Source organism: Geodermatophilus sp. SYSU D00742 (assembly GCF_054049935.1).
Genome location: NZ_JBJGYJ010000029.1, coordinates 1 through 25,344, shown reverse-complemented (window position 1 = coordinate 25,344; position 25,344 = coordinate 1). Strand labels below are relative to the sequence as shown.

Below are 25,344 nucleotides of genomic sequence, written 5' to 3'. Positions count from 1 at the left end.
GGCCGTGGCCAAGGACCGTAAGCCCCAGGACGGCCGCGCGCGCGGCGGGTCCGGCAAGCCGGGTTCCGGTGCCGCCGGCCGGTCGGGCGCGGCCGGCAAGGGCGGTCGCACCCGGCCGCCGGTGACCAACGTCGTCAGCCCGCAGCGCCCGTGGGGCCTGATCGCCGCGGCGGTCGCGGTCGTGGTGTTCGCCGCGGCGGTCATCACCTACGCGGTGGTGCAGGTGCGCGAGGCCGACGAGGCCCGGGTCGACTCGGTCGACGAGATCGCCGGCGTGCAGACCTTCGACTACGACGCCGGGCAGGAGCACGTGACCACGCCCGTGCAGTACGAGCAGTCCCCGCCGGTGGGCGGGCCGCACGACGGCGAGTGGGCCGACTGCACCGGCACCGTCTACGACGTCGACGTCCGGCACGAGAACGCCGTCCACAGCATGGAGCACGGCGCGGTGTGGATCACCTACGACCCCGATGCCCTGTCCGAGGACGAGATCGCCACGCTGGCCGAGGTGGCCGAGGAGTCCGGCCGGATGCTCTCCCCCTACGCCGGGCAGGACTCGCCGATCAGCCTGCAGTCCTGGAACCACCAGCTGAAGGTCGACTCCGTCACCGACCCGCGGATCGTCCAGTACGCGGACTTCATGACGTTCAACGCCGAGTTCTACCCGGAGGTCGGCGCCAGCTGCGAGAACCCGCAGTTCATCAGCGACCCGCTCACGGCGGACGACGGCAGCCGCGGCAGCGACGCGACGACGACCGACGCCCCGACCACGCCGGAGGCCGGGGCCGAGACCGGCACCCCGTGACCGCCGGGGAGGCAGGCCCCGCGCCGCGGGGCAGGGGCCTGCGGACGGCGCTGCTGGCGGTGATCGCCGTCGGGCTGGTGCTGCTCGGTGGCGGACTGGCCGTCGCCCTGGGCATCGGCCGGGACGACGCCTCGGCCACCCCGACCGCCGACTCGGTGGACGCCGGCTTCTCCCGCGACATGGCCCGCCACCACCTCCAGGGCCTGGAGATGGCCAACCTGGCCCTGGAGCGCAGCACCGACCCGGAGGTCCGCCAGTTGGCCTTCGACATCTCCGCGACGCAGACCAACCAGGTGGGCCGGATGCAGGGGTGGCTGTCGCTGTGGGGGCTGCCGCCGTCGGGCGGCGAGACGATGGCCTGGATGGCCGACCCCGCCACGGCGCACGGCGGCCACGACACGGCCGGCGGGCTGATGCCCGGGATGGCCACGGAGGAGGAGCTGGCCGAGTTGCGCGGGCTGTCGGGGACCGGGTTCGACGTCCAGTTCCTGCGGCTCATGATCCGCCACCACCAGGGCGGGGAGGACATGGCCGAGTACGCCGCCGAGCACGCCACCGAGCCGGCGGTCGCGGGCCTCGCGGCCTCGATCGCGGAGACCCAGACCGCCGAGGTGACGACGATGACGCGGATGGTGACCGCCCGCGGCGGCACCCCGCTGCCGGCTCCCTGACGGCCGCCGTCCGGGCCGCCGCACGGGGCTGGTAGGTTTCTCCTCGCCCCACCGCAGAGCCCCCGTAGCTCAGGGGATAGAGCACCGCCCTCCGGAGGCGGGTGCGCAGGTTCGAATCCTGCCGGGGGCACCGACTGGTACCGACATCGGTCGCCATCAGGACGAGCAGAGAGGCCCGCCGGCCCCGGGATCGGGTGCCGGCGGGCCTCGCTGCTCCTCCGGAGAGGGCCACCGCGCGAGCGCCGGCTCGCGGGTGATCCGGTCAGCCGCCGACGTAGGCCGCGAGGTGCTCGCCGGTGAGGGTGGAGCGGGCGGCGACGAGATCGGTCGGCGTGCCCTCGAACACGACCCGGCCGCCGTCGTGACCGGCACCGGGGCCGAGGTCGATGATCCAGTCCGCGTGCGCCATCACGGCCTGGTGGTGCTCGATGACGATGACCGACCTGCCGCTGTCGACCAGTCGGTCCAGCAGGCCGAGCAGGTTCTCGACGTCGGCCAGGTGCAGGCCGGTGGTCGGCTCGTCGAGGACGTAGACGTCCCCCTTCTCGGCCATCTGCGCGGCCAGCTTGAGCCGCTGTCGCTCGCCGCCCGAGAGCGTGGTGAGCGGCTGGCCGAGGGTGAGGTAGCCGAGCCCGACGTCGGCCAGCCGGTCGAGAACCGTGTGCGCGGCCGGCGTCCTCGCCTCGCCGGCGCCGAAGAACTCCTCGGCCTCCGTCACCGACATCGCGAGCACCTCGCTGATGTCCTTGCCGCCGAGGGTGTACTCCAGCACCGCCGCCTGGAACCGCTTCCCCTCGCACTCCTCGCAGGGGGACTCGACGGTGGCCATGACCCCCAGGTCGGTGAAGATGACCCCGGCGCCGTTGCAGGTGGGGCAGGCACCCTCGGAGTTGGAGCTGAACAGCGCCGGCTTCACGCCGTTGGCCTTGGCGAAGGCCTTGCGGATCGGCTCGAGCAGGCCGGTGTAGGTGGCCGGGTTGCTGCGCCGCGACCCCTTGATCCCCGTCTGGTCGACCACCACGACCCCGTCGCGCTTGGCCACCGAGCCGTCGACCAGCGAGCTCTTGCCGGAGCCGGCGACCCCCGTCAGCACGACGAGCACGCCCAGCGGGATGTCGACGTCGACGTCGCGCAGGTTGTGGGTGCCGGCTCCGCGGACCTCCAGTGCGCCCGACGGCGTCCGCACCGACGGCTTCAGGGCCGCCCGGTCGTCCAGGTGCCGCCCGGTGAGCGTGCCACTGGTCCGGAGCCCCTCCACGGTGCCCTCGAAGACCACCTCGCCACCGCCGGTGCCGGCGCCGGGGCCGAGGTCGACGACGTGGTCGGCGATCGCGATGGTCTCGGGCTTGTGCTCCACGACCAGCACGGTGTTGCCCTTGTCCCGCAGGCGCAGGAGCAGGCCGTTCATCCGCTCGATGTCGTGCGGGTGCAGGCCGATCGTGGGTTCGTCGAAGACGTACGTGACGTCGGTGAGCGACGAGCCGAGGTGGCGGATCATCTTGGTGCGCTGCGCCTCGCCCCCGGACAGGGTGCCCGCCGGCCGGTCGAGCGAGAGGTACCCCAGGCCGATCTCCGCGAAGGAGTCGAGGAGGTGCTGCAGCCCGGTGAGCAGCGGGGCCACCGAGGGCTCGTCGAGGCCCCGGACCCAGTCGGCGAGGTCGCTGATCTGCATCGCACAGACGTCGGCGATGCTCTTCCCCCGGATCTTCGACGACCGGGCCTCCGGGGCGAGCCGGGTGCCGTCGCACCCGGGGCACGTGGTGAACGTGATCGCCCGCTCCACGAAGGCCCGGACGTGCGGCTGCATGGCCTCGACGTCCTTGGTCAGCATCGACTTCTGGATCTTGGGGATGATGCCCTCGTAGGTGAGGTTGACGCCCTCCACCTTGATCTTGGTCGGCTCGCCGTAGAGCAGCGTGTGCAGCTCCTTCTCGGAGAACTGCCCGATGGGCTTGTCCATGGGCAGTCCGGCGCCGCTGAAGATGCGGCCGTACCAGCCGTCCATGCTGTAGCCGGGGACCGTGAGCGCGCCCTCGTCGAGCGACCTGCTGTCGTCGTAGAGCGCGGACAGGTCGAAGTCGGTGACCGCGCCCATGCCCTCGCAGCGTGGGCACATGCCGCCGAGCCGGGTGAAGGTCGCCTTCTCGGCCTTGGTCCTGGCGCCGCGCTCGACGGTGATCGCCCCGCTGGCCCGCACGGTGGGGATGTTGAACGAGTACGCGTTGGGCGGGCCGATGTGCGGCTGCCCCAGCCGGCTGAAGAGGATGCGCAGCATCGCGTTGGCGTCGGTGGCGGTGCCGACGGTGGAGCGCGGGTTCGCGCCCATCCGCTCCTGGTCGACGATGATCGCCGTCGTCAGGCCCTCCAGGTAGTCGACCTCCGGCCGCGCCAGCGTCGGCATGAAGCCCTGCACGAACGCGCTGTAGGTCTCGTTGATCAGCCGCTGCGACTCGGCGGCGATCGTGTCGAAGACCAACGAGCTCTTGCCCGAGCCGGAGACGCCGGTGAACACCGTGAGCCGGCGCTTCGGCAGGTCGACGCTGACGTCCTTGAGGTTGTTCACGCGCGCACCCAGCACGCGGATCAGGTCGTGGCTGTCGGCGGCGTGCGGCGCGGGCGACCGCGGTTCCGTCCTCGTGGCCGTGCTCATCGTCTCTCCATCCGTGGGGCGGGGCCGTCGCGGTCCGGCGTCGGCGGTCGCGGCGACGTCCGCTGTCTACCGGATGCAGCGCTCGACCGGTGGACCTGCGCGGACACCCTCCTCGCCGGGAGTGACAACTCCCCGACGACACGGTCGTCGACGGCCACCCGCCGGGCTTGGCCGGGCGCTCCTCCCCGGCCGCCCGAAGCCCCTCCCGGTCGGCGGCGCGGTCAGCTGGTCAGCAGGCCGCCCTCGACCGGGAGCGTCGTGCCGGTGACGTAGCCGCCGGCGTCGCTGACCAGGAACACCAGCGCGGCCGCCAGCTCGTCGGGGTCGCCCTTGCGCCCGGCCAGGACGCGGGTCAACTGCGACTCGATGTAGCCCTCCGGGTACTGGTCGGTCATCTCCGACTCGAAGAAGCCGGGCGCGAGCGCGTTGACCCGGATCCCCTTGCGGCCGGTCCACTGCTGCGCCAGGTCGCGGGTCAGCCCGATCAGCCCGGCCTTGCTCGCCGCGTAGGCCGCCTGCGGCAGACCCGCCGTCGTCAGCCCCAGGATGCTGGAGATGTTGACGATGGAGCTGCCCGGCTGCATGACCCGCGCGCAGGCCTGCGCCATCCAGTAGCAGCCGTTGAGGTTGACGTCGATCACCGAGCGGAACTGCTCGGGCGTCTCGCGGACGGCCGGGACGGCGGTGCCGACGCCGGCGTTGTTAACCAGGACGTCGACCCGGCCGAACTCCGCCATCGCGGCGTCGACCAGCCCCTGGCAGTCCTCGGGCAGGGAGACGTCGGTGCGCACCGTGACGGCCCGCCGGCCGGCGGTCTCCACCGCCTCGCGGGTCCCGGCCAGCCGGTCCTCCCGCCGGGCACCGAGGGCGACGTCGCACCCCGCCTCGGCCAGCGCCCGGGCGAAGACCGCACCCAGCCCCGAGGACGCCCCCGTCACGATGGCCACCCGGCCGTCGAGCCGGAACATGTCGAGGATCGTCCTGTCGCTCACGTGTGCTCCCGTCGTCGATGTCGGTCCCTCGCGAGCCTGTCGTCCGCGACGCCGGAGCGCCACCTCGGCGGCCGGGTGTGGGATAGACCACACCGGGCCCGGGTAGGGGTGCGGCCCCCGGCCCAGCAACCGGCCCAGCAGAGGGAGTGCGCCGGATGACCAACCTCGCGCAGCACCTGCTCGACACCGCGTCGGCGCACGGCGACCGCCCCGCCCTGCGCATGGACGACGCCGTCCTGACCTACGGGCAGTTCCGCGCGGACGCCGCCGCGGTCGCCACCGGCCTGCGCGCCCGCGGGGTCGCCCCGGGCGACCGGGTCGGGATGGTGCTGCCCAACGTGCTGAGCTTCCCGGTGGTCTTCTACGGCGCGCTCATGGCCGGCGCCGCCGTCGTCCCGATGAACCCGCTGCTCAAGGCGCGGGAGGTCGAGTACTACCTGCGGGACTCCGGAGCCCGGCTCGTCGTGGCGCTGGACTCGGTCGCCGATGCCGCGGCCGAGGCCGCGGGCGTCGTCGGGATCGAGGCGGTGACCGTCGGGCCGACCGACGCCGGGGAGGCGCTGCGCGGCACGGCGGACGGCGACCTCGTCGCCCGGGACGACGGTGACGCGGCGGTCATCCTCTACACCTCCGGCACCACCGGCCCACCCAAGGGGGCCGAGCTGACCCACGCCAACCTGCGCGGCAACGCCCGGACGACGCAGGAGACGCTGCTGGAGGCCACCCCGGACGACGTGGTCATGGGGTGCCTCCCGCTGTTCCACGTCTTCGGGCTGACCTGCGCCCTCAACGCCGGCGTCCTCGCGGGGTCCTGCCTGACCCTGCTGCCGCGGTTCGACGGCGCCAAGGCGCTGCAGGTCATCGAGCGGGACCGGGTGACGGTCTTCGAGGGCGTGCCGACGATGTTCGCGGCGATGCTGCACTCCCCCGACCGCGACCGCGTCGACGTCTCCAGCCTGCGGCTGTGCATCTCCGGCGGGTCCGCGATGCCGGTCGAGGTGATGCGCAGCTTCGAGGAGACGTTCGGCTGCATCGTCCTCGAGGGGTACGGGCTGTCGGAGACCTCGCCGGTCGCCTCGTTCAACCACCCCCACGCCGAGCGCAGGCCGGGCACCATCGGCACCCCCATCCGCGGCGTGGAGATGCGCCTGGTCGACGACGAGGGCCGCGACGTGCGCGAGGGGGACGTCGGCGAGATCGCGATCCGCGGCGAGAACGTCATGAAGGGCTACTGGAACCGCCCCGAGGAGACCGCGAAGGCGATCCCCGACGGCTGGTTCCGCACCGGCGACCTCGCCCGCCGCGACGCCGACGGCTACTACGCGATCGTCGACCGCAAGAAGGAGATGATCATCCGCGGCGGCTACAACGTGTACCCGCGGGAGATCGAGGAGGCCCTCTACGAGCACCCGTCGGTCGCCGAGGCCGCGTGCGTCGGCGTCCCGCACCCCGAGCTGGGCGAGGAGGTCGCCGCCGCCGTCGCGCTCAAGCCCGGCGCGCAGGCCGACCCCGCCGAGCTGCAGGCCTGGGTGAAGGAACGGGTCGCCGCCTACAAGTACCCGCGGCTCCTCTGGCTGGTCGACGCCCTCCCGAAGGGGCCGACCGGCAAGATCCTGCGCCGCGCCGTCGAGGTCCCCACGGAGGTCACACAGTGACGACGACGCAGCACCTGGACACCAGCCACCTCGGCGAGGCCCTGGGCACCGACTTCTTCTCGGTGCGCGAGCAGTTCACCGACGAGATGTGGGAGAAGTTCCTCGCCGTCCGCCGGTTCGTCGACCGCGAGGTGCTGCCGGTCGCCGGGGAGTACTGGGAGCGGGCCGAGGTGCCCTGGCCGCTGATCCGCCGGCTGCCGGAGCTCGGCATCGTCGGCGGCTCCATCAAGGGCTACGGGTCGGCGGAGCTGAGCCCGATGACCGCCGGGCTGGTGCAGATGGAGCTGCACCGCGGCGACGGCAGCCTCGGCACCTTCCTCGGCGTGCACGCCGGGCTGGCCATGCAGTCGATCGACATGTGCGGCTCGGAGGAGCAGAAGGCCCGCTGGCTGCCGCAGATGGCGACGCTGGACAAGCTGGGCGCCTTCGCGCTGACCGAGCCGCACCACGGGTCGGACTCCGTCGCGCTGGAGACGACCGCACGCCGCGAGGGCGACACGTGGGTGCTCGACGGCTCCAAGCGCTGGATCGGCAACGGCAGCCTGGCCGACCTGGTCGTGGTGTGGGCGCGCGACGTCGCCGACGGCAAGGTCAAGGGCTTCGTCGTCGAGACGCCGGCCGAGGGGTACGAGGCGACGGTCATCACCGGGAAGATGTCGCTGCGGTCGGTGTGGCAGGCCGAGATCGAGCTGCGCGGGGTCCGCGTGCCCGAGGCCGACCGGCTGCAGGAGGCGCACAGCTTCGCCGACACCGGCCGGGTGCTGGCCACCACCCGTGGCGCCTGCGCCTGGATGGCCCTGGGCCACGCGACCGCCGGGTACGAGACGGCGCTGGCCTACGCGCGGGAGCGCACCCAGTTCGGCAAGCCCCTGGTCAGCTTCCAGATCGTGCAGGAGCGGCTGGTGCGGATGCTCGCCGCGCTCACCGGGATGCAGCTGTACTGCATGCAGATCGGTCGGCTGGCCGAGGCGGGGCGGCTGTCCCACACCGTCGCGGGGCTGGCCAAGATGCACAACACCCGGACCGCCCGCGAGGTGCTCGCCGAGGCCCGCGACCTGCTCGGTGGCAACGGGATCCTCCTGCAGAACCACGTCATCCGGCACATGGCCGACATCGAGGCGATCCACACCTTCGAGGGCACCGAGACGGTGCAGACGCTCATCGTCGGCCGCGACATCACCGGGATCAGCGCCTTCACCTGAGCCGCCCGCCACCCCGCCGTCCTCGAGGAGGAACCGTGGCCGACGCGCGCCCGCCGCTGTGGCGGCAGGCCTTCGACGCCGCCGAGCGGCGGGTGACCCCGCGCGCCGAGGAGTTCGTCCGGAGCGACGCCTTCTCCATCGGCGCCGCCCTGCTGCGCCGGGCCTCCACGCTGGCCCGGGGCTCCGCGCGGGGGGCCACCACCCGCTTCTGGCACCTGCTGGACCTGCCGGCCGGCACCGACGTCAGCCGCCTGCGCGCGCAGGTCGGTGCGCTGGACCGGGAGGTCCGGAGGCTGACCCTGCAGCTGGAGACGGAGCGACGCCGGCAGACCGAGGAGAGCGATGCCCACCGTCCCGAGTCCGCAGACGATCCTGGACCGGGTGCGCCGGGACGTCGAACGCAACGCCCTGCGCGCCCGTAACGGGCTCAAGCTCGTCGGCGGCATCGACCGGCCCGGCGTCGGCCTGACGCCCAAGGACGTCGTCTGGCAGCGCGGCCGCACGCAGCTGTGGCACTACCGCAACGACCCCGGGACCCACGGCGGGGTCCGCTACTCGCCACCACTGCTGATCGTGTTCAGCCTGGTCAGCCGCAGTTACGTGCTCGACCTGACGCCGGGCAACAGCTTCGTGGAGCAGCTGCTGGCCGCGGGCTTCGACGTCTACCTGCTCGACTGGGGCGAGCCCGACGAGCGGGACGCGGCCAACACCCTCGAGGACTACGTCGACGACTACATCCCCGCCGGCATCGACCGGGTGCGGGAGGTGTCCGGCGCCGACGAGGTGACGGTGGTCGGCTACTGCTTCGGCGGCGACCTCGCCCTGCTGCACGCCGCCCACTCCCCCGGCTCCCCGCTGCGCAGCCTCACCGTGCTCGCCACCCCGGTCGACTTCCGGCACATGGGCCCGCTGGCCGACCTGTTCCGGGTGGGCGGCCTGGAGGTCCCCGCGGTGCTCGACGCGAACGGCAACGTGCCGCCGCAGGTCGTGCTGCGGGGCTTCCGCGCCCTGACCCCGACCTCGGAGGTGACCCGGTACGTGACGCTGTGGGAGCGGCTCTGGAACGACGAGTACGTCGCCGCCTACCAGGCGATGACCAGCTGGTCGGACGACCACGTGCCCTTCCCGGGCGCCGCCGCGGAGGAGACGGTGCGGATGCTGGTGCGCGACAACGGGATGGTCACCGACCGGCTCACCGTCGGGGGCGACCGGGTCCACCTCTCCGACGTGCGGGTGCCGTTCCTGACCGTGCGCGCCGACCGCGACCACATCGTGCCGCCCGAGGCGACCGCCCCGCTGCTCGACCTGGTGGGCTCCCCCGACAAGCACGAACTGCGGCTGGCGGCCGGGCACATGGGCCTGGTCGTCGGACGGACGGCGGCCCGGACGACGGTGCCCACGATCATCGACTTCCTCCGCCGGCGTAGCGAACCGCGGGACGCCCCGGCCGCGGAGACGGTCCGGTGACCGACGTCGTCGAGCTGACCGACGCGCACTGCGACGCCCTGCTGCGCTTCTTCGCGGCGCTGCCCGAGGGCGACCGCACGTTCATCCGCGAGGAGGTGACCGACCCGGACGTCGTCCGCGCGTGGGCGGCCGGCGCCACGCCCGGCGTCCGGCGCTGGGTCGCCGTGGACGGCGGGGCGACGGTCACGGGGTACGTGGCGGTGCTGCGGCTGCCGGGCTGGTCCGACCACGTCGGGGAGGTGCGGCTGGTCGTCGCGCCGGGCAGCCGGGGCAGCGGGCTGGGCCGCACCCTGGCCCGGCACGCCCTGACCGGCGCGATCGCGGACGGCGCCACCAAGCTGGTCGTGGAGGTCGTCGCCGAGCAGGGTGCGGCCCTGGCGCTGTTCACCGACCTCGGGTTCACCGGCGAGGCGCTCCTGGTCGACCACATCCGGGACCGGGACGGCCGGCTGCGGGACCTGCTGGTGCTGGCCCACCACGTCCGTGACACCTGGGCCGGCATGGACGCCGTCGGCCTGACCGACGCGCTCGGGGAGGCCCCGCCCTGAGCCGGCCCGGCCGCGAGTGGGTGCCGGTCGCGGCGACGCTGTTCGCCATCGGCCGGCGCTCCGGGCGGCCGCCCCGCGACCGGCGGTCCCCGGACCGTCCCGGCGCGGTCCACTGACCGTCATCCGCCGGTCACCCGGACCCGGCACGCTCGGCGCACGCGGGCCCGCCCGGGCCCCCGAGCCCGCCGGAGGGCACCGTGACGCCACCGCCCGTGCTGCCGCCCGCCTCCGCCCGCTGGCTGCGCGCCGGCGCCGTCCTCGCCGCCCACCGGCTCCGGCCCCCGGTCGGCAGCGCCCGGCGGCGGGCCGTCTGCGGTGCGGCCCGGTTGCTCACCGGCCTCGGGGTGCGGGTCGACGTCCGCGCGCCGGCGGTGGCCTGGCCGCGGGCCGGGCGCGGCCCCGGGGCACTGCTGGTGGCCAACTCGGTCTCGCCCCTGGACCCGCTGGTGCTGCTGACCGCGGTCCCCGGCGTCGTCGTCGCCACGTCCGGCCCCGACCGCGTCGCCGGCGTGCCCTGCCCGTCCGTGCCCGCGACCGTGGACGGCGTCCGCGCCGCGCTGTCCCGCGGGACGTCGGTCCTCGTCCGCCCGGAGCTGCCGGCCGGCGGACGGGCGGGGCTTGGCCGCTTCTCCCCCGCGCTGTTCGCCGCCGCCGTCGGCAGCGGCGCCCCCGTCTGCCCGGTGGCGCTGCGCTACCGCGGGGACGGCGGCGCCCCGCCGCCCGCGCCCGGTGGCCGGTCGCTGCTCGCGGCGCTGCGCTGGATCGGCGCCACTCGGGACGTCGTCGTGGAGGTGCAGCCCCTGCCCGCGCTCGGCTCGGCCGGCGCGACCGCCGAGGAGCTCGCCACGACGGCCGAGTACGCGGTGGCCGCCGCGCTGGAGGCCACGCCACCGGCGCGGGGTGCGGCGCTCAGCGCTCGGTGACCCGCCCGTCCTCGACGGCGATCCGGCGGGTGGTCGCGACCGCGTCGAGCATCCGCCGGTCGTGGGTGACCAGCAGCAGGGTGCCGTCGTAGCCGGCCAGCGCCTGCTCCAGCTGCTCGATCGCCGGCAGGTCGAGGTGGTTGGTCGGCTCGTCGAGCACCAGCACGTTCACCCCGCGGGCCTGCAGGAGCGCCAGGCCGGCACGGGTCCGTTCCCCGGGCGAGAGGGTGTCCGCCGGACGCAGCACGTGCTCGGCGGTCAAGCCGAACTTGGCCAGCAGGGTGCGGACCTCGGCGGTCGGCCGGTCGGGCACCTCGGCGGAGAACGCCTCGAGCAGCGTCTCCGACCCGAGGAACGCCCGCCGGGCCTGGTCGATCTCACCGATCCGCACCGACGGCCCCAGCGAGGACCGCCCCTCGTCCAGCGGCACCCGCCCGAGCAGCGCGGCCAGCAGCGTGGACTTCCCCGAGCCGTTGGGCCCGGTGATGGCCACCCGGTCGCCCCAGTCGACCTGCAGGTCGACCGGCCCCAGTGCGAAGCCGCCGCGCCGCACCACCGCCCCGGACAGGGTGGCGACCACCGCACCGGCCCGGGGGGCGGCGGCGATCTCCATCCGCAGCTCCCACTCCTTGCGCGGCTCCTCCACCACCTCCAGCCGCTCGATCCGCCGCTCGGTCTGCCGTGCCTTGGCCGCCTGCTTCTCCGAGGTCGCCCGCTGGAAGGCCTTGACGTGCTTGTCCGGGTCCTTCTGCTTGCGGACGGCGTTGCGCAGCCCCTTGTCCATCCACGACCGCTGCATCCGCGCCCGCGCCTCGAGCCCGGACCTGGTCTCGGCGTACTCCTCGTACTCCTCGCGCGCGTGCCGGCGGGCCACCTCGCGCTCGGCGAGGTAGGCCTCGTACCCGCCGTCGTGCACCCGCACCAGCTGCTGGGCGAGGTCGAGCTCGACCACGCGCGTGACGGTGCGGGCGAGGAACTCCCGGTCGTGGCTGACCACCACGATGCCGCCGCGGGCGGAGGTGACGAACCGCTCCAGCTGCTCCAGCCCCGCGAGGTCGAGGTCGTTGGTCGGCTCGTCGAGCAGCAGGACGTCGTAGCGCGACAGCAGCAGCGCGGCCAGCCCCACCCGCGCGGCCTGACCGCCGGAGAGGCCGGTCATCGGGGCGTCGAGCGACACCCCGGGCGCCACCTCTGCGACCACCTGCCCGGTGCGCTCGTCGACGTCGGCGCCGCCGAGCGCCAGCCAGCGCTCCAGCGCCTCGCCGTAGGCGTCGTCGGCACCGTCCACCCCCGCGGTCAGGGCCTCGGTCGCGGCGTCGAGGGCCGCCTGCGCGGCCGCCACCCCGGTGCGCCGGGCCAGCGCGGTACGCACCGTCTCCCCCGGCCGGCGCTCGTGCTCCTGCGGCAGGTACCCGAGGGTCGCCGTCGGCGGGCTGACCGTGACGCTGCCGGACTCGGCCGGCAGCTCACCGGCGAGGGTGCGCAGCAGCGTCGACTTGCCCGCTCCGTTGACGCCGACGAGACCCACCACGTCGCCCGGTGCCACGACGAGGTCGAGGTCGCTGAACAGCACCCGGGCACCGTGTCCGGCGGCCAGCCCCCGGGCGACGAGGGTGGCGCTCACGCGACCTCCTCACCGGTGCTCGTCGGCTGCCTCCGCGGCGCTGCTGTGCCTCCGGGTCCGCTCGCGGGCTCGCTCACGCCGCCCACCCTCTCACCGCGCCGTCAGCGCCCCTCGTCGTCCTCCCCGTCGACGCCCAGGACGTCGTCGGCCATCTCGTCGAGCATGCTCTCCAGGGCGTTGTCGTCCTCCCCCGGCGGGCGGCGGCGGACCAGCCACGGCTGGAGCTCGTCGTAGCCGCGCACCGACACCCGGCGCAGCGGGCGGACCCGGTACTGCCGCAGCTCACGCAGCCGCCGGGCCAGCTCGCGGTCGACCAGCAGCGTCTCCGGCCGGGCGATCGAGGTCAGCCGGCTGGCCAGGTTGACCACCGGCGAGTAGACGTCGCCGAGGTGGGTGAGCACCGTGCCGTGGGCCGCGCCGACCCGCAGCGGCGGTCGGTGCTCCGCGTGCCAGGCCTCGGGCAGCTCCAGCCCGATCTCCACCGCGTCGACCGCGGAGGTGGCGGTGTAGAGGACCCCGTCACCCACGCTCTTCACCACCCGGCCGTGGTGGCGGGCGATGACCTCGGCCGCGGTGGCCTCGAAGTCCTCGACCATCTCGCCGAGCTCCCGCGCGCTCATGCCCTGGCTGCGGGTGGTGTAGCCGACCAGGTCGGCGAACCCGACCGACAGCTCACGCCGGTCACCGGCACCGGCGGCCCCCAGCAGGCGCTCGGCGTTGGCCGCGAGGTGCCGCCGCCACACGTAGTCCTGCACGGCCCGCAGCAGGGGCAGCAGCCGTCGGGTGCTCTCCACGGCGCGCTCCGGGTCGACCACCCCGGGCCGGCCGGCCTCCCGCGTGAGGGTCTCGGCGAGCAGGTCGGTCTGCCAGTCGGCCAGCCGGGCCAGGGACTGTGCCATGGCCCGCGCGATGGAGGCCTCGGTGCCCTCGTCGACGAAGCCGGCGTCGATCAGCGACGACAGCAGCCCCAGGGCGTGCACGTCGGCGTCGGTGAAGACCAGGTCGTCGTCGGCCGCGTCGGGGAAGCCCAGTGCCCGCCACAGCCGCTGGGTCCGCCGGGCCGGCATGCCGGCCTGCTCGGCCACCTGGAGGCGGGTGTAGCGGCGCGGCCCGCCGAGCAGCAGGCGTTCCAGCGCCTCGCGGGCGTCCATCCCGCCCGGGGCGACGTCGTCGGGTCCGGTCTCGGACAGGGCTCAGCCCGTGGTGTGGACGACCAGCACGTCGATGTCGGAGCGCCGGGTCACGTCGGAGGGGACCGAGCCCAGCAGCCGGCCCTTGATGCTGTTGAGGCCGCGGTTGCCGACGACCAGCAGGTCGGCCTGCTCGCGGGCCGCGACGTCCATCAGCGCCTCGACCGGGGAGCCGACGACGGCGATCGGGTACACGTCGGTCGCGCCGGCGGCGCGGGCGCGCTCCGCGGCGGTGCGCACGGTCTCCTCGGCCGGGGCGTTGCCGATCACCTGGTAGGCGTCCTCACCGAGCACCTCCTGGGCGCGCCGCACCTCGCGGTCGTCGGCGCGCGGGGGGAGGTAGGCGCAGACGATGACCAGCCGGGCGGCACACGCCCCCGCGAGCGCGCCGGCGCGGCGCACCGCACGCAGGGAGGACTCCGACCCGTCGGTCCCGACGACCACCGTGCGATAGGCACTCACGGCCAGGGAACCTACCTGTTCAGCGCGGCCCCCGTGTGCGGAGGGTCACGACGGCGCCCGGGGACAGCGGCACGCCACGCCCGTCGGGAGTCCCCTCCCGTCGGCCGGGGTGCGCTTGGATGGTCGTGCCTCCGGACCCGACCACGAGGAGCACGTCATCACCACCGGTAGCACCGGAACGGTCCCGCCCGTCCGGGTCGAGGTCCGAGGGCTGAGCAAGTCCTTCGGTCCCGTGCGGGCCGTCTCCGACCTCCACTTCACCGTCGAGCCCGGTTCCGTCACCGGCTTCCTCGGCCCCAACGGCGCCGGCAAGACCACGACGCTGCGCATGGTCCTGGGACTGGAGCGGCCCGACGCGGGCACCGCGTCGTTCAACGGCGCCCCGTACGCGTCCCTGCCCTCCCCCGTGCGCACCGTCGGTGCGGTCCTCGAGACCGCGTTCCACCCGGCCCGCTCCGGCCGCAACCACCTGCGCGTGTACTGCCGCGCCGCGGGCCTGCCCGTCTCGCGGGCCGACGACGTGCTGGTCCAGGTGGGCCTGGCCGAGGCGGGGGGCCGGCGTGCGGGCGGCTACTCCCTCGGCATGCGCCAGCGACTCGCGCTGGCCACCGCCCTGCTCGGCGACCCGTCGGTGCTCGTCCTGGACGAGCCGGCCAACGGGCTGGACCCCGAGGGCATCCACTGGCTGCGCGGGTTCATCCGGCACCTCGCCCACGACCAGGGGCGCACCGTGCTGGTCTCCAGCCACCTGCTGTCGGAGATGGAGCAGACCGCCGACCGCGTGGTCATCGTCGGGGCCGGCCGTCTGGTCCGGGAGGGCTCGATCGCCGAGCTCCGCTCCGGCGCCCAGGGCGCCGGCACGGTGCTGGTCCGCAGCCCGGAGGCCGGCCGGCTGGCCGAGGTCCTCGGGGCGGCCGGTCTCGTGGTGACGGCCGACGGTGACGGCCTGGTGACCGTCGCCGGCTCCACGCCGGCCGACGTCGGTGCCCGGGCCTTCGCCGCGGGCGTCGAGCTGCACGAGCTGCGCGCCGAGGACAGCGGGCTCGAGGACCTGTACTTCCGGCTCACCGCCGGTCAGGAGCAGTACGCCGCGTCCGCCACCGACACGACGACGCAGGGAGCCGCACGATGACCGCCCTCGTCCGCGCCGAGTGGACCAAGCTGTTCACCACCCGCGTGTGGATCGGGCTGCTGCTCGGCTCCTGCGCGCTGGTGACCGGCTTCTCCGTGCTGTTCACCGCCTTCGCCGGGAACGCCGAGAGCGGCCTGCCGGCTGTGGGCACCGAGCAGTACGAGGAGCTCGCGCTGGCCACCGCCGCGAACGTCACCGTGCTGTTCCTGATCCTGGGCATCATCGGGATGACGCAGGAGTACCGGCACCGCACCGCCACGCCCACCTTCCTCACCACGCCGCGGCGCGGTCGGGTCGTCATCGCCAAGCTGCTGGGCTACGCCCTGGTCGCGGCGCCCTTCGCCGTCGTGGTGGTGGCCGTGAACTACCTCGTGGTGGCCCTGTACGCCGGGGCCCGCGGCGCCGTCCCCCCGCTGACCGGCGACAACCTGCGGATCCTGGCCAGCAGCGGCCTGGCGCTGGTCGTCTACGCCGTCATCGGTGTCGGCCTGGGCGCGCTGCTGCGCAACCAGGTGGGCGCGATCGTCGGCGGGCTGGTCTACCTGTTCGTGGTCGAGCCGATCATCCGGTCGATCCCCGCGACGGCACCGGCGTACCAGTGGCTGCCCGGTGGCGGGCTGGAGGCCATGACGGCGACCTTCCAGGGTCCCGACCTCCTCCAGCCCTGGCAGGGCGCCCTGCTGCTGCTCGGTTACGGTCTGGTCGCCGCCCTGCTCGGCACGTTCCTCGCCGTCCGCCGCGACGTCGTCTGAGAGCGGCCCCCGCCCCGGCCGGCCGCGACCCCGCGGTGGGCCCCGGCGGGGAGGCCACCCGTCCCCGACCGGAACTGGGGTCCCTCCGATGACCACCCGCATGACCGCTCAGCGGCTGGCGCGGCTGATCGCCGACGGCGACGCCGCGGCCGTCCGCACGGCCGTCGACGACGCCCCGCGCCTGGTGTCCACCACCGTCGAACGCGCCGGCCAGGGCGGCTGGACGCCGCTGCACGTGGCCGTCGCCGAGGCACAGGTGGACGTCGTCCGGGTGCTGGTCGCCGCCGGCGCCGACCTCGACGCCCGCACCGAGCACGACCGGACGCCGCTGCACACCGCCCTGGAGTTCGCCCCGCACCTCGTGGCGGAGCTCCGCGAGCTGGGCGCCTCGGTGGACGCACCCAGCGCCGCCTACCTCGACGACGTCGACCGGCTGACCGCCGAGCTCGACCGCGGCACACCCCTCGCCGACCCGGTCACCGGCGTCGACCTGCTGACCTGGGCGGCCGCGGGCGGGGCGGCCGGCGCGGCGCAGGCGCTGCTCGACCGGGGTGCCGACGTCGACGGCGGCGCCCTGCACGCCGCCGCGGCCGGCCGCCGCCTGGACCTGGTCCGCCTGCTGCTGGACGCCGGCGCCGACGTCAACCGGCGCGACCCCGACACCGGCCGGTACCCGCTGCACGCCGCGGTGGCCGCCGGGGTGGACGGCGACGCGCCCGAGGTGGTGCGCGCCCTGCTCGACGCCGGGGCCGACGTCAACGCCACCACCAACGACGGCGCCAGCGCCCTGGACATCAGCCGGGTCGCCGCGGCCCGCAGCCGACGCGGCGACGCTGGTCAGGCGACCGCCCACGACGCCCTCGCCGACCTGCTGGTCGCCCGCGGCGCCACCGACTGAGCCCCGTCCCCCGGCCCCGGATCCCGTCCCCCACCCGCCGACCTGTCGCTCCTTGGCCGGTCAGGGCCACGGGACGGGCGTAGACTGACCGCCCGGTCCAGCGACGTCCACCGACGACGAAGAAGGCACTCGACCCCGTGTCAAGCGTGAACTCATCCCGACCGTCCTCCACCCCGTCCTCCTCCGCGGTGGCAGGGTTCGGCACCAACGAGTGGCTGGTCGAGGAGATGTACCAGCAGTACCTCGCCGACCCGTCCAGCGTGGACCAGGCGTGGCACGAGTTCTTCGCCGACTACCGGCCGGGGAGCCCGGTGGCCGCCAGCGACGACCGGGAGGCCCCCTCCTCCTCCCCCGACGGCGCCTCCGGGCCGCCGGCCACCTCCTCCGCCGCCCCGTCGCCGTCGCGGGAGGTGACCGCCCCCGCCTCGCAGGCCCCGGCCGCGCCGGCCCCCGCGCCGCAGCAGCCGGCCCCCGCACCGCAGCAGCCGGACGCCGGGGCCGCGGCGCCGTCCCGCGCGACGAGCGTCGAGCCCAAGACCGAGGACACCGTCGTGCACCGCGCCGCCGAGCGGACCGCCCAGCAACAGCCGGCCGCCCCCGCCCCCGAGCCCGCCGCCACGCCGGCCCCGAAGCCGACCGACGGCGAGGGCCCCAAGCGCACGCCGCTGCGCGGCGCGGCCGCCAGCATCGTCAAGAACATGAACGCGTCGCTGACCGTCCCGACGGCGACCAGCGTGCGGGCGGTGCCGGCCAAGCTGCTGGCCGACAACCGCATCGTCATCAACAACCACCTGGCGCGCGCCCGCGGCGGGAAGGTGTCGTTCACCCACCTGATCGGCTACGCGCTGGTCCGGGCGCTGGACGACTTCCCGGAGATGAACGCCTCCTACGCCGAGGCCGACGGCAAGCCGACGCTGGTGCAGCCGGAGCACGTCAACTTCGGCCTGGCCATCGACCTGCCCAAGCCCGACGGGTCCCGCTCCCTCGTCGTCGCCTCGATCAAGGCCGCCGAGGAGATGGACTTCGCCCAGTTCTGGGCCGCCTACGAGGACGTCATCCGCCGCGCCCGCGCCGGCAAGCTCACCCTCGAGGACTACTCCGGCACCACGATCAGCCTGACCAACCCCGGCACGATCGGCACCAACCACTCGGTGCCGCGGCTGACCGCCGGCCAGGGCACGATCGTCGGCGTCGGCGCCATGGAGTACCCGGCCGAGTTCCAGGGGATGAACCCCGAGACGCTCACCGAGATGGCCGTCAGCAAGATCATCACGCTGACCTCCACCTACGACCACCGGATCATCCAGGGCGCCCAGTCCGGCGACTTCCTGCGTCGCCTGCACCAGCTGCTGCTCGGTGAGGACGGCTTCTACGACGGCGTCTTCCGGTCGCTGCGGATCCCCTACGAGCCGGTGCGCTGGATGCCGGACGTGCGGGTCAGCCGCGAGGGGCAGATCGACAAGGAAGCCCGGGTCATCGAGGTCATCGAGTCCTACCGGCGCAACGGCCACCTCATGGCCGACACCGACCCGCTCGAGTTCAAGGTCCGCAGCCACCCCGACCTCGACATCCTCCAGCACGGCCTGACGCTGTGGGACCTGGACCGGAAGTTCCCCGTCGGCGGGTTCGCCGGCGAGCGGCTCATGGCCCTGCGCGACGTCCTCGGCGTGCTGCGCAACTCCTACTGCCGCACGGTCGGCGTGGAGTACATGCACATCACCGACCCCGAAGAGCGCCAGTGGATCCAGCAGCGCGTCGAGGTCAAGGCCGACCAGCCCGACCCTGCCAAGCAGAAGCACATCCTGGGCCGGCTCAACGCCGCCGAGGCGTTCGAGACCTTCCTGCAGACCAAGTACGTGGGCCAGAAGCGGTTCAGCCTCGAGGGCGGCGAGTCGGTCATCCCGCTGCTGGACGAGGTGCTCATCGCCGGCACCGACCACGGCCTCGACGAGGTCGCGATCGGCATGGCCCACCGCGGGCGGCTCAACGTGCTGGCCAACGTGCTCGGCAAGAGCTACGCCAAGATCTTCGGTGAGTTCGAGGGCAACATCGACCCCGGCACCGTGCAGGGCTCCGGCGACGTGAAGTACCACCTGGGCGCCGAGGGCACCTTCACCAACCCGTTCGCCGACGGCGCGGAGATCGCCGTATCGCTGGCCAGCAACCCCTCCCACCTGGAGACGGTCAACCCCGTCCTCGAGGGCATCGCCCGCGCCAAGCAGGACATGATCGACAAGGGCGAGCAGGGCTTCACCGTCCTGCCGGTCCTGCTGCACGGCGACGCGGCCTTCGCCGGTCAGGGCGTGGTCCAGGAGACGCTGAACCTCTCCCAGCTGCGCGGCTACCGCACCGGCGGCACCGTGCACGTCGTCATCAACAACCAGGTCGGCTTCACGACCAGCCCGGCGCACTCGCGCTCGAGCCTCTACTCGACCGACGTCGCCCGGATGGTCAACGCGCCGGTCTTCCACGTCAACGGCGACGACCCCGAGGCCTGTGTGCGGGTCGCGCGGCTGGCGGTGGACTACCGGCAGACGTTCAGGAAGGACGTCGTCATCGACCTGGTCTGCTACCGCCGGCGCGGGCACAACGAGGGTGACGACCCCTCGATGACCCAGCCGCTGATGTACGACATCATCGACCGCAAGCGCTCGGTCCGGAAGCTGTACACCGAGGCGCTGATCGGCCGCGGGGACATCACCCTGGCCGAGGCCGAGGAGGCACTGAAGGACTACCGCGGTCAACTGGAGCGGGCCTTCGCCGAGACCCACGACGCCGAGGAGACCCCCAAGGCGCAGCCGGTCATGGACCAGCCGGCCCAGGAGCGTCCCGTCGCCACGGCCATCACCACCGAGGTGCTCAAGGCCATCGGTGACGCGCACGTCTCGCTGCCGGAGAACTTCTCCGTGCACCCGAAGCTCAAGCGCATGCTCGAGCGGCGCGCGGCGATGGTCAGCGAGGGCGGCATCGACTGGGCGATGGGCGAGCTGCTGGCCTTCGGGTCGCTGCTCATGCAGGGCGTCCCGGTCCGGCTCGCCGGCCAGGACTCCCGCCGTGGCACCTTCGTGCAGCGTCACTCGGTGCTCATCGACCGGGAGACCGCCGCGGAGTACACGCCGCTGGCGCACCTGGCCCAGGACCAGGCGAAGTTCTTCGTCTACGACTCCCTGCTCAGCGAGTACGCCGCCCTCGGCTTCGAGTACGGCTACTCGGTCGCCAACCCCAAGGCGCTGGTGCTGTGGGAGGCGCAGTTCGGCGACTTCATCAACGGCGCGCAGATGGTGATCGACGAGTTCATCAGCTCCGGCGAGGCCAAGTGGGGGCAGCGCTCCGGCGTCGTCCTGCTGCTGCCGCACGGCCTGGAGGGGCAGGGTCCCGACCACTCCAGCGGCCGCATCGAGCGGTTCCTGCAGCTGTCGGCGGAGAACAACATCACCGTCGCCAACTGCTCGACGCCGGGGAACTACTTCCACCTGCTCCGCCGCCAGGCGCTGTCGGACGTGCACCGGCCGATGGTCGTGTTCACGCCCAAGTCGCTGCTGCGGGCCAAGGCAGCCGTCAGCCCGGTCTCGGACTTCACCGACGAGACCTTCCGGCCGGTCCTGCCCGACCCCGGCGTGGGCGGCGAGCCGCTCGACGACGCCGCGGTGCGCCGGGTGCTGCTGTGCAGCGGCAAGGTCGCCTACGACCTGCTCGCCCAGCGCGAGGCCGACGGCACCGCCGACACCGCGGTGGTCCGGGTGGAGCAGCTCTACCCGCTGCCGGCCGAGCAGATCGCGCAGGCCCTGGAGCGCTACCCGAACGCCACCGACGTGGTCTGGGTGCAGGAGGAGCCGGCGAACATGGGCGCCTGGCAGTTCATGGCGGTCAACCTGCCCGAGCACCTGCCGTCCGGCCGCAGCCTGCGGCGGGTCAGCCGCCGCGCCTCGGCCAGCCCGGCCGTCGGCTCGGCGAAGGTCCACGAGGTCGAGCAGAAGCAGCTGGTCGCGGAGGCCTTCGCCCGCTGACGCGACCCGTTCCCTGCCGACGCCCGGCCACCGACCCCCTCGGTGGCCGGGCGTCGTAGGTTCTGGGGCGTGTACTTCACCGACCGCGGGCTCGAGGAGCTCGCCGAGCGCCGGGGCGAGGAGCAGGTCACCCTCGCCTGGCTGGCGGACCAGATGCAGGCCTTCGTCGACCAGCACCCCGACTTCGAGGTGCCGGTCGAGCGGCTGGCGACCTGGCTGGCCCGCGGCGGCACCGGGGACGACGAGTAGGAGGCGGGCCCTCCTCCCCGCCCGCAGGCCCCCCGGGGGCCGCTGGACGGGGCCGGCGGAAGACGGGGCCGGCGCCCCGCAGGGCACCACGCCCCGCGTGGGGGCCGGTCTCCTAGCGTGGGGGCATGGGCACCGTCCTCGCCGTCCTGCACGTCGTCACCGCCGTCTTCCTCATCGGGCCCATGGCACTGCTCCCGCAGACCGCCCTGCGCGCGGTGCGGGCGGGCGACGCGCAGACGGTGGAGCTGCTCACCCGGTCGACCACGGTGGTCACGTGGGCCTCGCTGGCGGTCGCCGTCCTCGGGTTCGGCGTCTCCGGCGTCGAGGGCATCCCGCTGTCGCGGACCTGGCTGTGGCTGTCGATCGCGCTGTACCTCGTCGCTCTCGTGGTCAGCCTGGTGCTGGTGGTCCCCGCGCTGCGCCGGGCGGCGGCCGACCTGGTGCAGGGCCGGTCCGCCACGGCGCTCTACGGCCGCATCGCCGCCGGCTCCGGCGTCGTCTCGCTGCTGCTGGTCGCCGTCGCCGTCCTGATGAGCTGGAAGCCCTGACCCGACCGACACGCCCGGGCGACGGGTTCCGCCGCTGACGGGCCGGACGGCGGCACGCTTCGTGCGTGCTCGGTCACTCGCACGCCCTGTCCGGGCTCGCCGCGGGGGCGGCCACGCTCCCGTGGGCCCCGGTCGAGGGCCCGGTCGCCCAGGTCGCCTGGATCGCCGCCGTCGGCGGGATGTCGATGCTGCCCGACCTGGACTCCAGCGGCTCCACGGTCTCGGACATGTGGGGGCCGGTGACCGACGTCCCCTCCGGTGCGGTGGGGCGCCTGGCCCAGGGCCACCGCTGGGGCACCCACGACGCCGTCCTGGCCCCGGTCGCGTTCGGCGCGCTCGCGCTGGCCGCGGCGAACGCCTTCTGGTCCAGCCTGCTGCTCATGAGCCTGGCCATCGGGCTGGCGCTGCGGGCGCTGCACTTCGTCATCCCCGGCCGCGCGGAGAACACCGTCGTCGGCAACCTGGTGCTGTCCTGGGGCGCGGCCTGGCTGCTGCTGGAGCACATGCCGCCGCCGGCCTGGCTGCCGTGGGCGGTCGCGCTGGGCGTGCTCACCCACATCGCCGGTGACGCGATCACCACGCAGGGCGTGCCCGTGCCGCTGGTGTGGATCCTCAGGCGCTGCCGCCTGGCGCTGACCCCGCTGCGCACGGGGACGGCGCTGGAGAAGGCGGTCCTGGCGCCGGCCTTCGTCGTCGTCACGCTGTGGTTCGTCTACACCAACACCGGCGTGCGGGCGACCGTCGACCCCTGGCTGCAGGACCTGCGCGGACTGCTCTGAGAGGGCCCCCTCGCCCCGCCACCCGAGGGCTCCCGGCGCGACCCGGTGCGAGGGGGTCCTCCCTCAGCGGGTGACGCCCTGCTCCCGCGCGCAGGCCGCCACCGCCGTGGCCACGGCCTCGGCCACCCGCCGGTCCAGCGGGCTCGGGACGACGTAGTCGGGCCGCACCTCGTCGCCCACCACGTCGGCGATCGCGGCCGCCGCAGCCAGCTTCATCTCCTCGGTGATGGAGGTGGCGCCGGCGTCGATCGCCCCGCGGAACACCCCCGGGAAGGCGAGCACGTTGTTGATCTGGTTCGGTTCCCCGCTGCGCCCGGTGGCGACCACCGCCGCGTACCGGGCCGCCATCTCCGGGTCGACCTCGGGGATCGGGTTGGCCAGCGAGAACACGATGCAGCCGTCGGCCATGGAGGCGATCGCCGACTCGGGCACCGACCCGCCGGACAGGCCCAGGTAGACGTCGGCCCCCTCCAGCGCGCCGGTCATCGTGCCCGCGTACCCGGCGCGGTTGGAGTTCTCCGCGACCCACCGCTTGACGGGTGTGAGGTCGTCGCGGCCGAGGTGCAGCACCCCCTTGGAGTCGGCGACGGCGATGTCGCCGATGCCGGCCTCGAGCAGGATCTTGGTGCAGGCGATCCCGGCCGCCCCGGCCCCGGCGACGACGACGCGCAGGTCGCCGATCTCCCGGCCGACCACCCGTGCGGCGTTGCGCAGCGCGGCCAGGACGACGATCGCCGTCCCGTGCTGGTCGTCGTGCATGACGGGGATGTCCAGTCGCTCGCGCAGCCGCTCCTCGATCTCGAAGCAGCGCGGGGCGCTGATGTCCTCGAGGTTGATCCCGCCGAAGGAGGGCGCGATCGCGGCCACCGTCTCCACGATCGCGTCGACGTCGGTGGTCGACAGCACCACGGGGACCGACGACAGCCCGCCGAACTCGCTGAACAGGCAGGCCTTGCCCTCCATGACCGGCAGCGCCGCGGCCGGCCCGATGTCACCGAGCCCGAGCACGGCGGTGCCGTCGGAGACGACGGCGACCACCCGGGAGGCCCAGGTGAACCGCCGCGCCAGCTCCGGCTCGCCGGCGATGGCACTGGAGACGCGGGCGACGCCCGGCGTGTAGGTGAGCGCGAGGTCGGCGACGGAGTCGATGGAGCGGGTGGGCCGTACGACCAGCTTCCCGCCCTCGTGCACCGCGAACGCCGGGTCCTCGGCGAAGCGGTCGGGGCTCCCCGGCCGGGGAGCGGAGGTCTCGGGATGCTGGGTTCCGCCCATGGACACGGCAGCGTAGACGGTGCACGACGACGGCTCGCTACGGTCGGCTCCGTGCAGATCCGCGAACTCACCGTGCGGGACGCCCACGTCGTCGACCTCGTCCCCCACGGCGACGCCCGGGGCCGGTTCACCGAGTGGTACCGCGCCGACGTCCTCTCCGGGGTCCTCGGGTTCGGTCTGCACCTCGCCCAGGCCAACCACAGCGTCTCCGCCCGCGGGGTGCTGCGCGGCGTCCACTTCGCGCTGGTGCCACCCGGGCAGGCCAAGTACGTGTACTGCCCGGCGGGCCGCGTGCTGGACGTCGTCGTGGACGTGCGGGTCGGCTCACCGACGTTCGGCGCCCACGACGCCGTCGTCCTCGACAGCGACCGGCCGCGGGCGGTGTACCTCGCCGAGGGGCTCGGGCACGCCTTCGTGTCCCTGGCCGACGGCAGCTCGGTGACCTACCTGGTGTCGAGCGGGTACGACCCCGGCCGGGAGTTCGGCATCGACCCCCTGGACCCCGCGCTCGGCCTGCCGTGGCCGGCCGACGTGGAGTTCGAGCTCTCCGCCAAGGACCAGCAGGCACCCACCCTGGAGCAGGCCCGCGCGCAGGGACTGTTGCCGACGATGGAGCAGTGCGAGGCGCGGTACGCGCAGCTACGCGGCGGGCACTGAGCGCAACCGGCCCGGCCGGGGCCACAACCGGCCGACCACCCGCCCCACGACGACCGCCGGACCGAACGCCCGGCTGTCGTCGGCCACGAGCGGGTTGTCCCCCTCGACCCAGTGCCCACCGGGCACCTCCCGACGGACCCGCTTGACCACGAGCAGCTCCGGCCGGGAGGCGAACCGGGCCAGGACGACGTCTCCCGCGCCCACCGCACCCGTGACGTCCACCCGGCGCACCAGCAGCCGATCGCCGTGCCGCACCGTCGGGGACATCGACGGGCCGGACACCCGGGCCATGACCCAGGGCGTGACCAGCGGCGGGACCGTACCGGGGGTCCGGTCCTCGGACCTGTCGTGGGCGTTCACCGGGAGTAGGGTCGCAGACGAAACGACCCACGAGACCCGGAGGGCAAGTCCATGCGTTTCCGCATGTTCTCCGCCGTGGAGGCCACCGCTCACTGCGACCTCCCCTGCGGCGTGTACGACCCGGCACAGGCCCGCATCGAGGCGGAGTCCGTCAAGGCCATCCAGGAGAAGTACCAGGCCAACGAGGACCCGGCCTTCCGCACCCGGGCGATCCTGATCAAGGAGCAGCGCTCGGACCTGGTCAAGCACCACCTGTGGGTGCTGTGGACCGACTACTTCAAGGCCCCGCACTTCGAGAAGTACCCGCAGCTGCACGAGCTGTTCAACAAGGCGACCAAGCAGGCCGGCGCCTCGGGCGGCAAGGGCAGCATGGACCCCGCCGAGGGTCAGAAGCTGCTCGACTACATCGCCGAGATCGACAAGATCTTCTGGGAGACGAAGGCCGCGGCCTGACCGCTCCCTCCGGCAGCGGCGCCGGACGGCGGGGACACCCGCCGTCCG

General features: G+C 74.1%; 24 protein-coding genes and 1 tRNA gene. 18 read left to right on the top strand and 7 right to left on the bottom strand.

The features are described from left to right. The first annotated feature begins 4 nt into the window (after positions 1-4). The 3 genes from ACI78V_RS17680 to ACI78V_RS17670 all read left to right on the top strand — a co-directional run bounded on the left by ACI78V_RS17680 (position 5) and on the right by ACI78V_RS17670 (position 1,606). On the top strand, positions 5-805 hold the full coding sequence (locus tag ACI78V_RS17680; protein ID WP_456853079.1) for a DUF3105 domain-containing protein: 801 nt from the start codon (positions 5-7) through the stop codon (positions 803-805). Continuing rightward, complete coding sequence (locus tag ACI78V_RS17675; protein WP_456853077.1) at positions 802-1,476, top strand: DUF305 domain-containing protein; 675 nt, start codon at positions 802-804, stop codon at positions 1,474-1,476. Before ACI78V_RS17680 ends, ACI78V_RS17675 begins: the two co-directional genes overlap by 4 nt. A 58-nt stretch (positions 1,477-1,534) precedes the next feature. Continuing rightward, positions 1,535-1,606 (top strand) — tRNA-Arg (locus ACI78V_RS17670). Positions 1,607-1,738: 132 nt separating this feature from the next. On the opposite strand, the gene ACI78V_RS17665 is transcribed toward ACI78V_RS17670, so the two are convergent. Then, entirely contained in the window at positions 1,739-4,126 is a 2,388-nt protein-coding gene (locus ACI78V_RS17665) for an ATP-binding cassette domain-containing protein (RefSeq protein WP_456853075.1), read from the bottom strand. A gap of 221 nt (positions 4,127-4,347) precedes the next feature. Next, the gene (locus ACI78V_RS17660; RefSeq protein ID WP_456853073.1) at positions 4,348-5,118 is read right to left on the bottom strand and encodes an SDR family NAD(P)-dependent oxidoreductase; all 771 of its coding nucleotides are present in this window, start codon (positions 5,116-5,118) and stop codon (positions 4,348-4,350) included. Positions 5,119-5,273: 155 nt separating this feature from the next. On the opposite strand from ACI78V_RS17660, the gene ACI78V_RS17655 reads away from it, so the two are divergent. The 6 genes from ACI78V_RS17655 (at position 5,274) to ACI78V_RS17630 (ending at position 10,913) form a co-directional block, all read left to right on the top strand. Next, positions 5,274-6,773 (top strand): long-chain-fatty-acid--CoA ligase, encoded by a 1,500-nt coding sequence (locus tag ACI78V_RS17655; protein WP_456853071.1) that lies wholly within the window; start codon positions 5,274-5,276, stop codon positions 6,771-6,773. Further along, on the top strand, positions 6,770-7,975 hold the full coding sequence (locus ACI78V_RS17650; protein ID WP_456853069.1) for an acyl-CoA dehydrogenase family protein: 1,206 nt from the start codon (positions 6,770-6,772) through the stop codon (positions 7,973-7,975). Before ACI78V_RS17655 ends, ACI78V_RS17650 begins: the two co-directional genes overlap by 4 nt. A 35-nt stretch (positions 7,976-8,010) precedes the next feature. After that, positions 8,011-8,397 carry a hypothetical protein gene (locus tag ACI78V_RS17645; RefSeq protein WP_456853068.1) on the top strand — a complete coding sequence of 129 codons (387 nt, stop codon included), beginning with the start codon at positions 8,011-8,013 and terminating at the stop codon, positions 8,395-8,397. Next, the gene (locus tag ACI78V_RS17640) at positions 8,318-9,442 is read left to right on the top strand and encodes an alpha/beta fold hydrolase (protein WP_456853066.1); all 1,125 of its coding nucleotides are present in this window, start codon (positions 8,318-8,320) and stop codon (positions 9,440-9,442) included. Before ACI78V_RS17645 ends, ACI78V_RS17640 begins: the two co-directional genes overlap by 80 nt. Then, a complete protein-coding gene (locus ACI78V_RS17635; RefSeq protein ID WP_456853064.1) occupies positions 9,439-9,990 on the top strand; it encodes an N-acetyltransferase family protein in 552 nt (183 codons plus the stop codon). Before ACI78V_RS17640 ends, ACI78V_RS17635 begins: the two co-directional genes overlap by 4 nt. Before the next feature lie 197 nt (positions 9,991-10,187). Next, a complete protein-coding gene (locus ACI78V_RS17630; protein WP_456853062.1) occupies positions 10,188-10,913 on the top strand; it encodes a hypothetical protein in 726 nt (241 codons plus the stop codon). On the opposite strand, the gene ACI78V_RS17625 is transcribed toward ACI78V_RS17630, so the two are convergent. The 3 genes from ACI78V_RS17625 to ACI78V_RS17615 all read right to left on the bottom strand — a co-directional run bounded on the left by ACI78V_RS17625 (position 10,900) and on the right by ACI78V_RS17615 (position 14,189). After that, a complete protein-coding gene (locus tag ACI78V_RS17625; protein WP_456853060.1) occupies positions 10,900-12,537 on the bottom strand; it encodes an ABC-F family ATP-binding cassette domain-containing protein in 1,638 nt (545 codons plus the stop codon). The genes ACI78V_RS17630 and ACI78V_RS17625 overlap by 14 nt on opposite strands. A gap of 101 nt (positions 12,538-12,638) precedes the next feature. After that, complete coding sequence (locus ACI78V_RS17620; protein ID WP_456853058.1) at positions 12,639-13,688, bottom strand: adenylate/guanylate cyclase domain-containing protein; 1,050 nt, start codon at positions 13,686-13,688, stop codon at positions 12,639-12,641. Positions 13,689-13,730: 42 nt separating this feature from the next. Further along, entirely contained in the window at positions 13,731-14,189 is a 459-nt protein-coding gene (locus tag ACI78V_RS17615; protein WP_456853056.1) for a universal stress protein, read from the bottom strand. Positions 14,190-14,421: 232 nt separating this feature from the next. On the opposite strand from ACI78V_RS17615, the gene ACI78V_RS17610 reads away from it, so the two are divergent. The 7 genes from ACI78V_RS17610 (at position 14,422) to ACI78V_RS17580 (ending at position 22,554) form a co-directional block, all read left to right on the top strand. After that, on the top strand, positions 14,422-15,321 hold the full coding sequence (locus ACI78V_RS17610) for an ATP-binding cassette domain-containing protein (RefSeq protein ID WP_456853054.1): 900 nt from the start codon (positions 14,422-14,424) through the stop codon (positions 15,319-15,321). After that, entirely contained in the window at positions 15,318-16,073 is a 756-nt protein-coding gene (locus tag ACI78V_RS17605) for an ABC transporter permease (RefSeq protein ID WP_456853052.1), read from the top strand. Before ACI78V_RS17610 ends, ACI78V_RS17605 begins: the two co-directional genes overlap by 4 nt. An 88-nt stretch (positions 16,074-16,161) precedes the next feature. Next, a complete protein-coding gene (locus tag ACI78V_RS17600; RefSeq protein ID WP_456853050.1) occupies positions 16,162-16,971 on the top strand; it encodes an ankyrin repeat domain-containing protein in 810 nt (269 codons plus the stop codon). Between the two features lie 146 nt (positions 16,972-17,117). Next, positions 17,118-20,978 carry a multifunctional oxoglutarate decarboxylase/oxoglutarate dehydrogenase thiamine pyrophosphate-binding subunit/dihydrolipoyllysine-residue succinyltransferase subunit gene (locus tag ACI78V_RS17595; protein ID WP_456853048.1) on the top strand — a complete coding sequence of 1,287 codons (3,861 nt, stop codon included), beginning with the start codon at positions 17,118-17,120 and terminating at the stop codon, positions 20,976-20,978. Positions 20,979-21,047: 69 nt separating this feature from the next. Then, positions 21,048-21,227 (top strand): DUF6104 family protein, encoded by a 180-nt coding sequence (locus ACI78V_RS17590; RefSeq protein WP_456853046.1) that lies wholly within the window; start codon positions 21,048-21,050, stop codon positions 21,225-21,227. Positions 21,228-21,352: 125 nt separating this feature from the next. Then, entirely contained in the window at positions 21,353-21,775 is a 423-nt protein-coding gene (locus ACI78V_RS17585) for a DUF2269 family protein (RefSeq protein ID WP_456853045.1), read from the top strand. Positions 21,776-21,840: 65 nt separating this feature from the next. Further along, the gene (locus tag ACI78V_RS17580) at positions 21,841-22,554 is read left to right on the top strand and encodes a metal-dependent hydrolase (RefSeq protein WP_456853044.1); all 714 of its coding nucleotides are present in this window, start codon (positions 21,841-21,843) and stop codon (positions 22,552-22,554) included. A 63-nt stretch (positions 22,555-22,617) separates the two neighbouring features. On the opposite strand, the gene ACI78V_RS17575 is transcribed toward ACI78V_RS17580, so the two are convergent. Beyond that, positions 22,618-23,826, bottom strand: a complete 1,209-nt coding sequence (locus ACI78V_RS17575) for an NAD(P)-dependent malic enzyme (RefSeq protein ID WP_456853042.1) — start codon at positions 23,824-23,826, stop codon at positions 22,618-22,620. A gap of 51 nt (positions 23,827-23,877) precedes the next feature. On the opposite strand from ACI78V_RS17575, the gene ACI78V_RS17570 reads away from it, so the two are divergent. Continuing rightward, positions 23,878-24,483 (top strand): dTDP-4-dehydrorhamnose 3,5-epimerase family protein, encoded by a 606-nt coding sequence (locus tag ACI78V_RS17570; RefSeq protein ID WP_456853041.1) that lies wholly within the window; start codon positions 23,878-23,880, stop codon positions 24,481-24,483. On the opposite strand, the gene ACI78V_RS17565 is transcribed toward ACI78V_RS17570, so the two are convergent. Continuing rightward, positions 24,466-24,843: a S26 family signal peptidase gene (locus ACI78V_RS17565; protein WP_456853039.1), complete on the bottom strand. Its 378-nt coding sequence runs from the start codon at positions 24,841-24,843 to the stop codon at positions 24,466-24,468. The two genes, ACI78V_RS17570 and ACI78V_RS17565, sit on opposite strands and share 18 nt — an antisense overlap. Before the next feature lie 51 nt (positions 24,844-24,894). On the opposite strand from ACI78V_RS17565, the gene sodN reads away from it, so the two are divergent. Then, entirely contained in the window at positions 24,895-25,296 is a 402-nt protein-coding gene (sodN, locus tag ACI78V_RS17560; protein ID WP_456853037.1) for a superoxide dismutase, Ni, read from the top strand. Positions 25,297-25,344 lie beyond the last annotated feature (48 nt).

Bases quoted from the DNA above. Each gene is read 5' to 3' on its own strand.
- ACI78V_RS17600 (WP_456853050.1), top strand. From the start codon at position 16,162: ATGACCACCCGCATGACCGCTCAGCGGCTGGCGCGGCTGATCGCCGAC.
- ACI78V_RS17655 (WP_456853071.1), top strand. From the start codon at position 5,274: ATGACCAACCTCGCGCAGCACCTGCTCGACACCGCGTCGGCGCACGGC.
- ACI78V_RS17605 (WP_456853052.1), top strand. From the start codon at position 15,318: ATGACCGCCCTCGTCCGCGCCGAGTGGACCAAGCTGTTCACCACCCGC.
- ACI78V_RS17640 (WP_456853066.1), top strand. From the start codon at position 8,318: ATGCCCACCGTCCCGAGTCCGCAGACGATCCTGGACCGGGTGCGCCGG.
- ACI78V_RS17585 (WP_456853045.1), top strand. From the start codon at position 21,353: ATGGGCACCGTCCTCGCCGTCCTGCACGTCGTCACCGCCGTCTTCCTC.
- ACI78V_RS17620 (WP_456853058.1), bottom strand. From the start codon at position 13,688: ATGGACGCCCGCGAGGCGCTGGAACGCCTGCTGCTCGGCGGGCCGCGC.
- ACI78V_RS17665 (WP_456853075.1), bottom strand. From the start codon at position 4,126: ATGAGCACGGCCACGAGGACGGAACCGCGGTCGCCCGCGCCGCACGCC.
- ACI78V_RS17575 (WP_456853042.1), bottom strand. From the start codon at position 23,826: ATGGGCGGAACCCAGCATCCCGAGACCTCCGCTCCCCGGCCGGGGAGC.
- sodN (WP_456853037.1), top strand. From the start codon at position 24,895: ATGCGTTTCCGCATGTTCTCCGCCGTGGAGGCCACCGCTCACTGCGAC.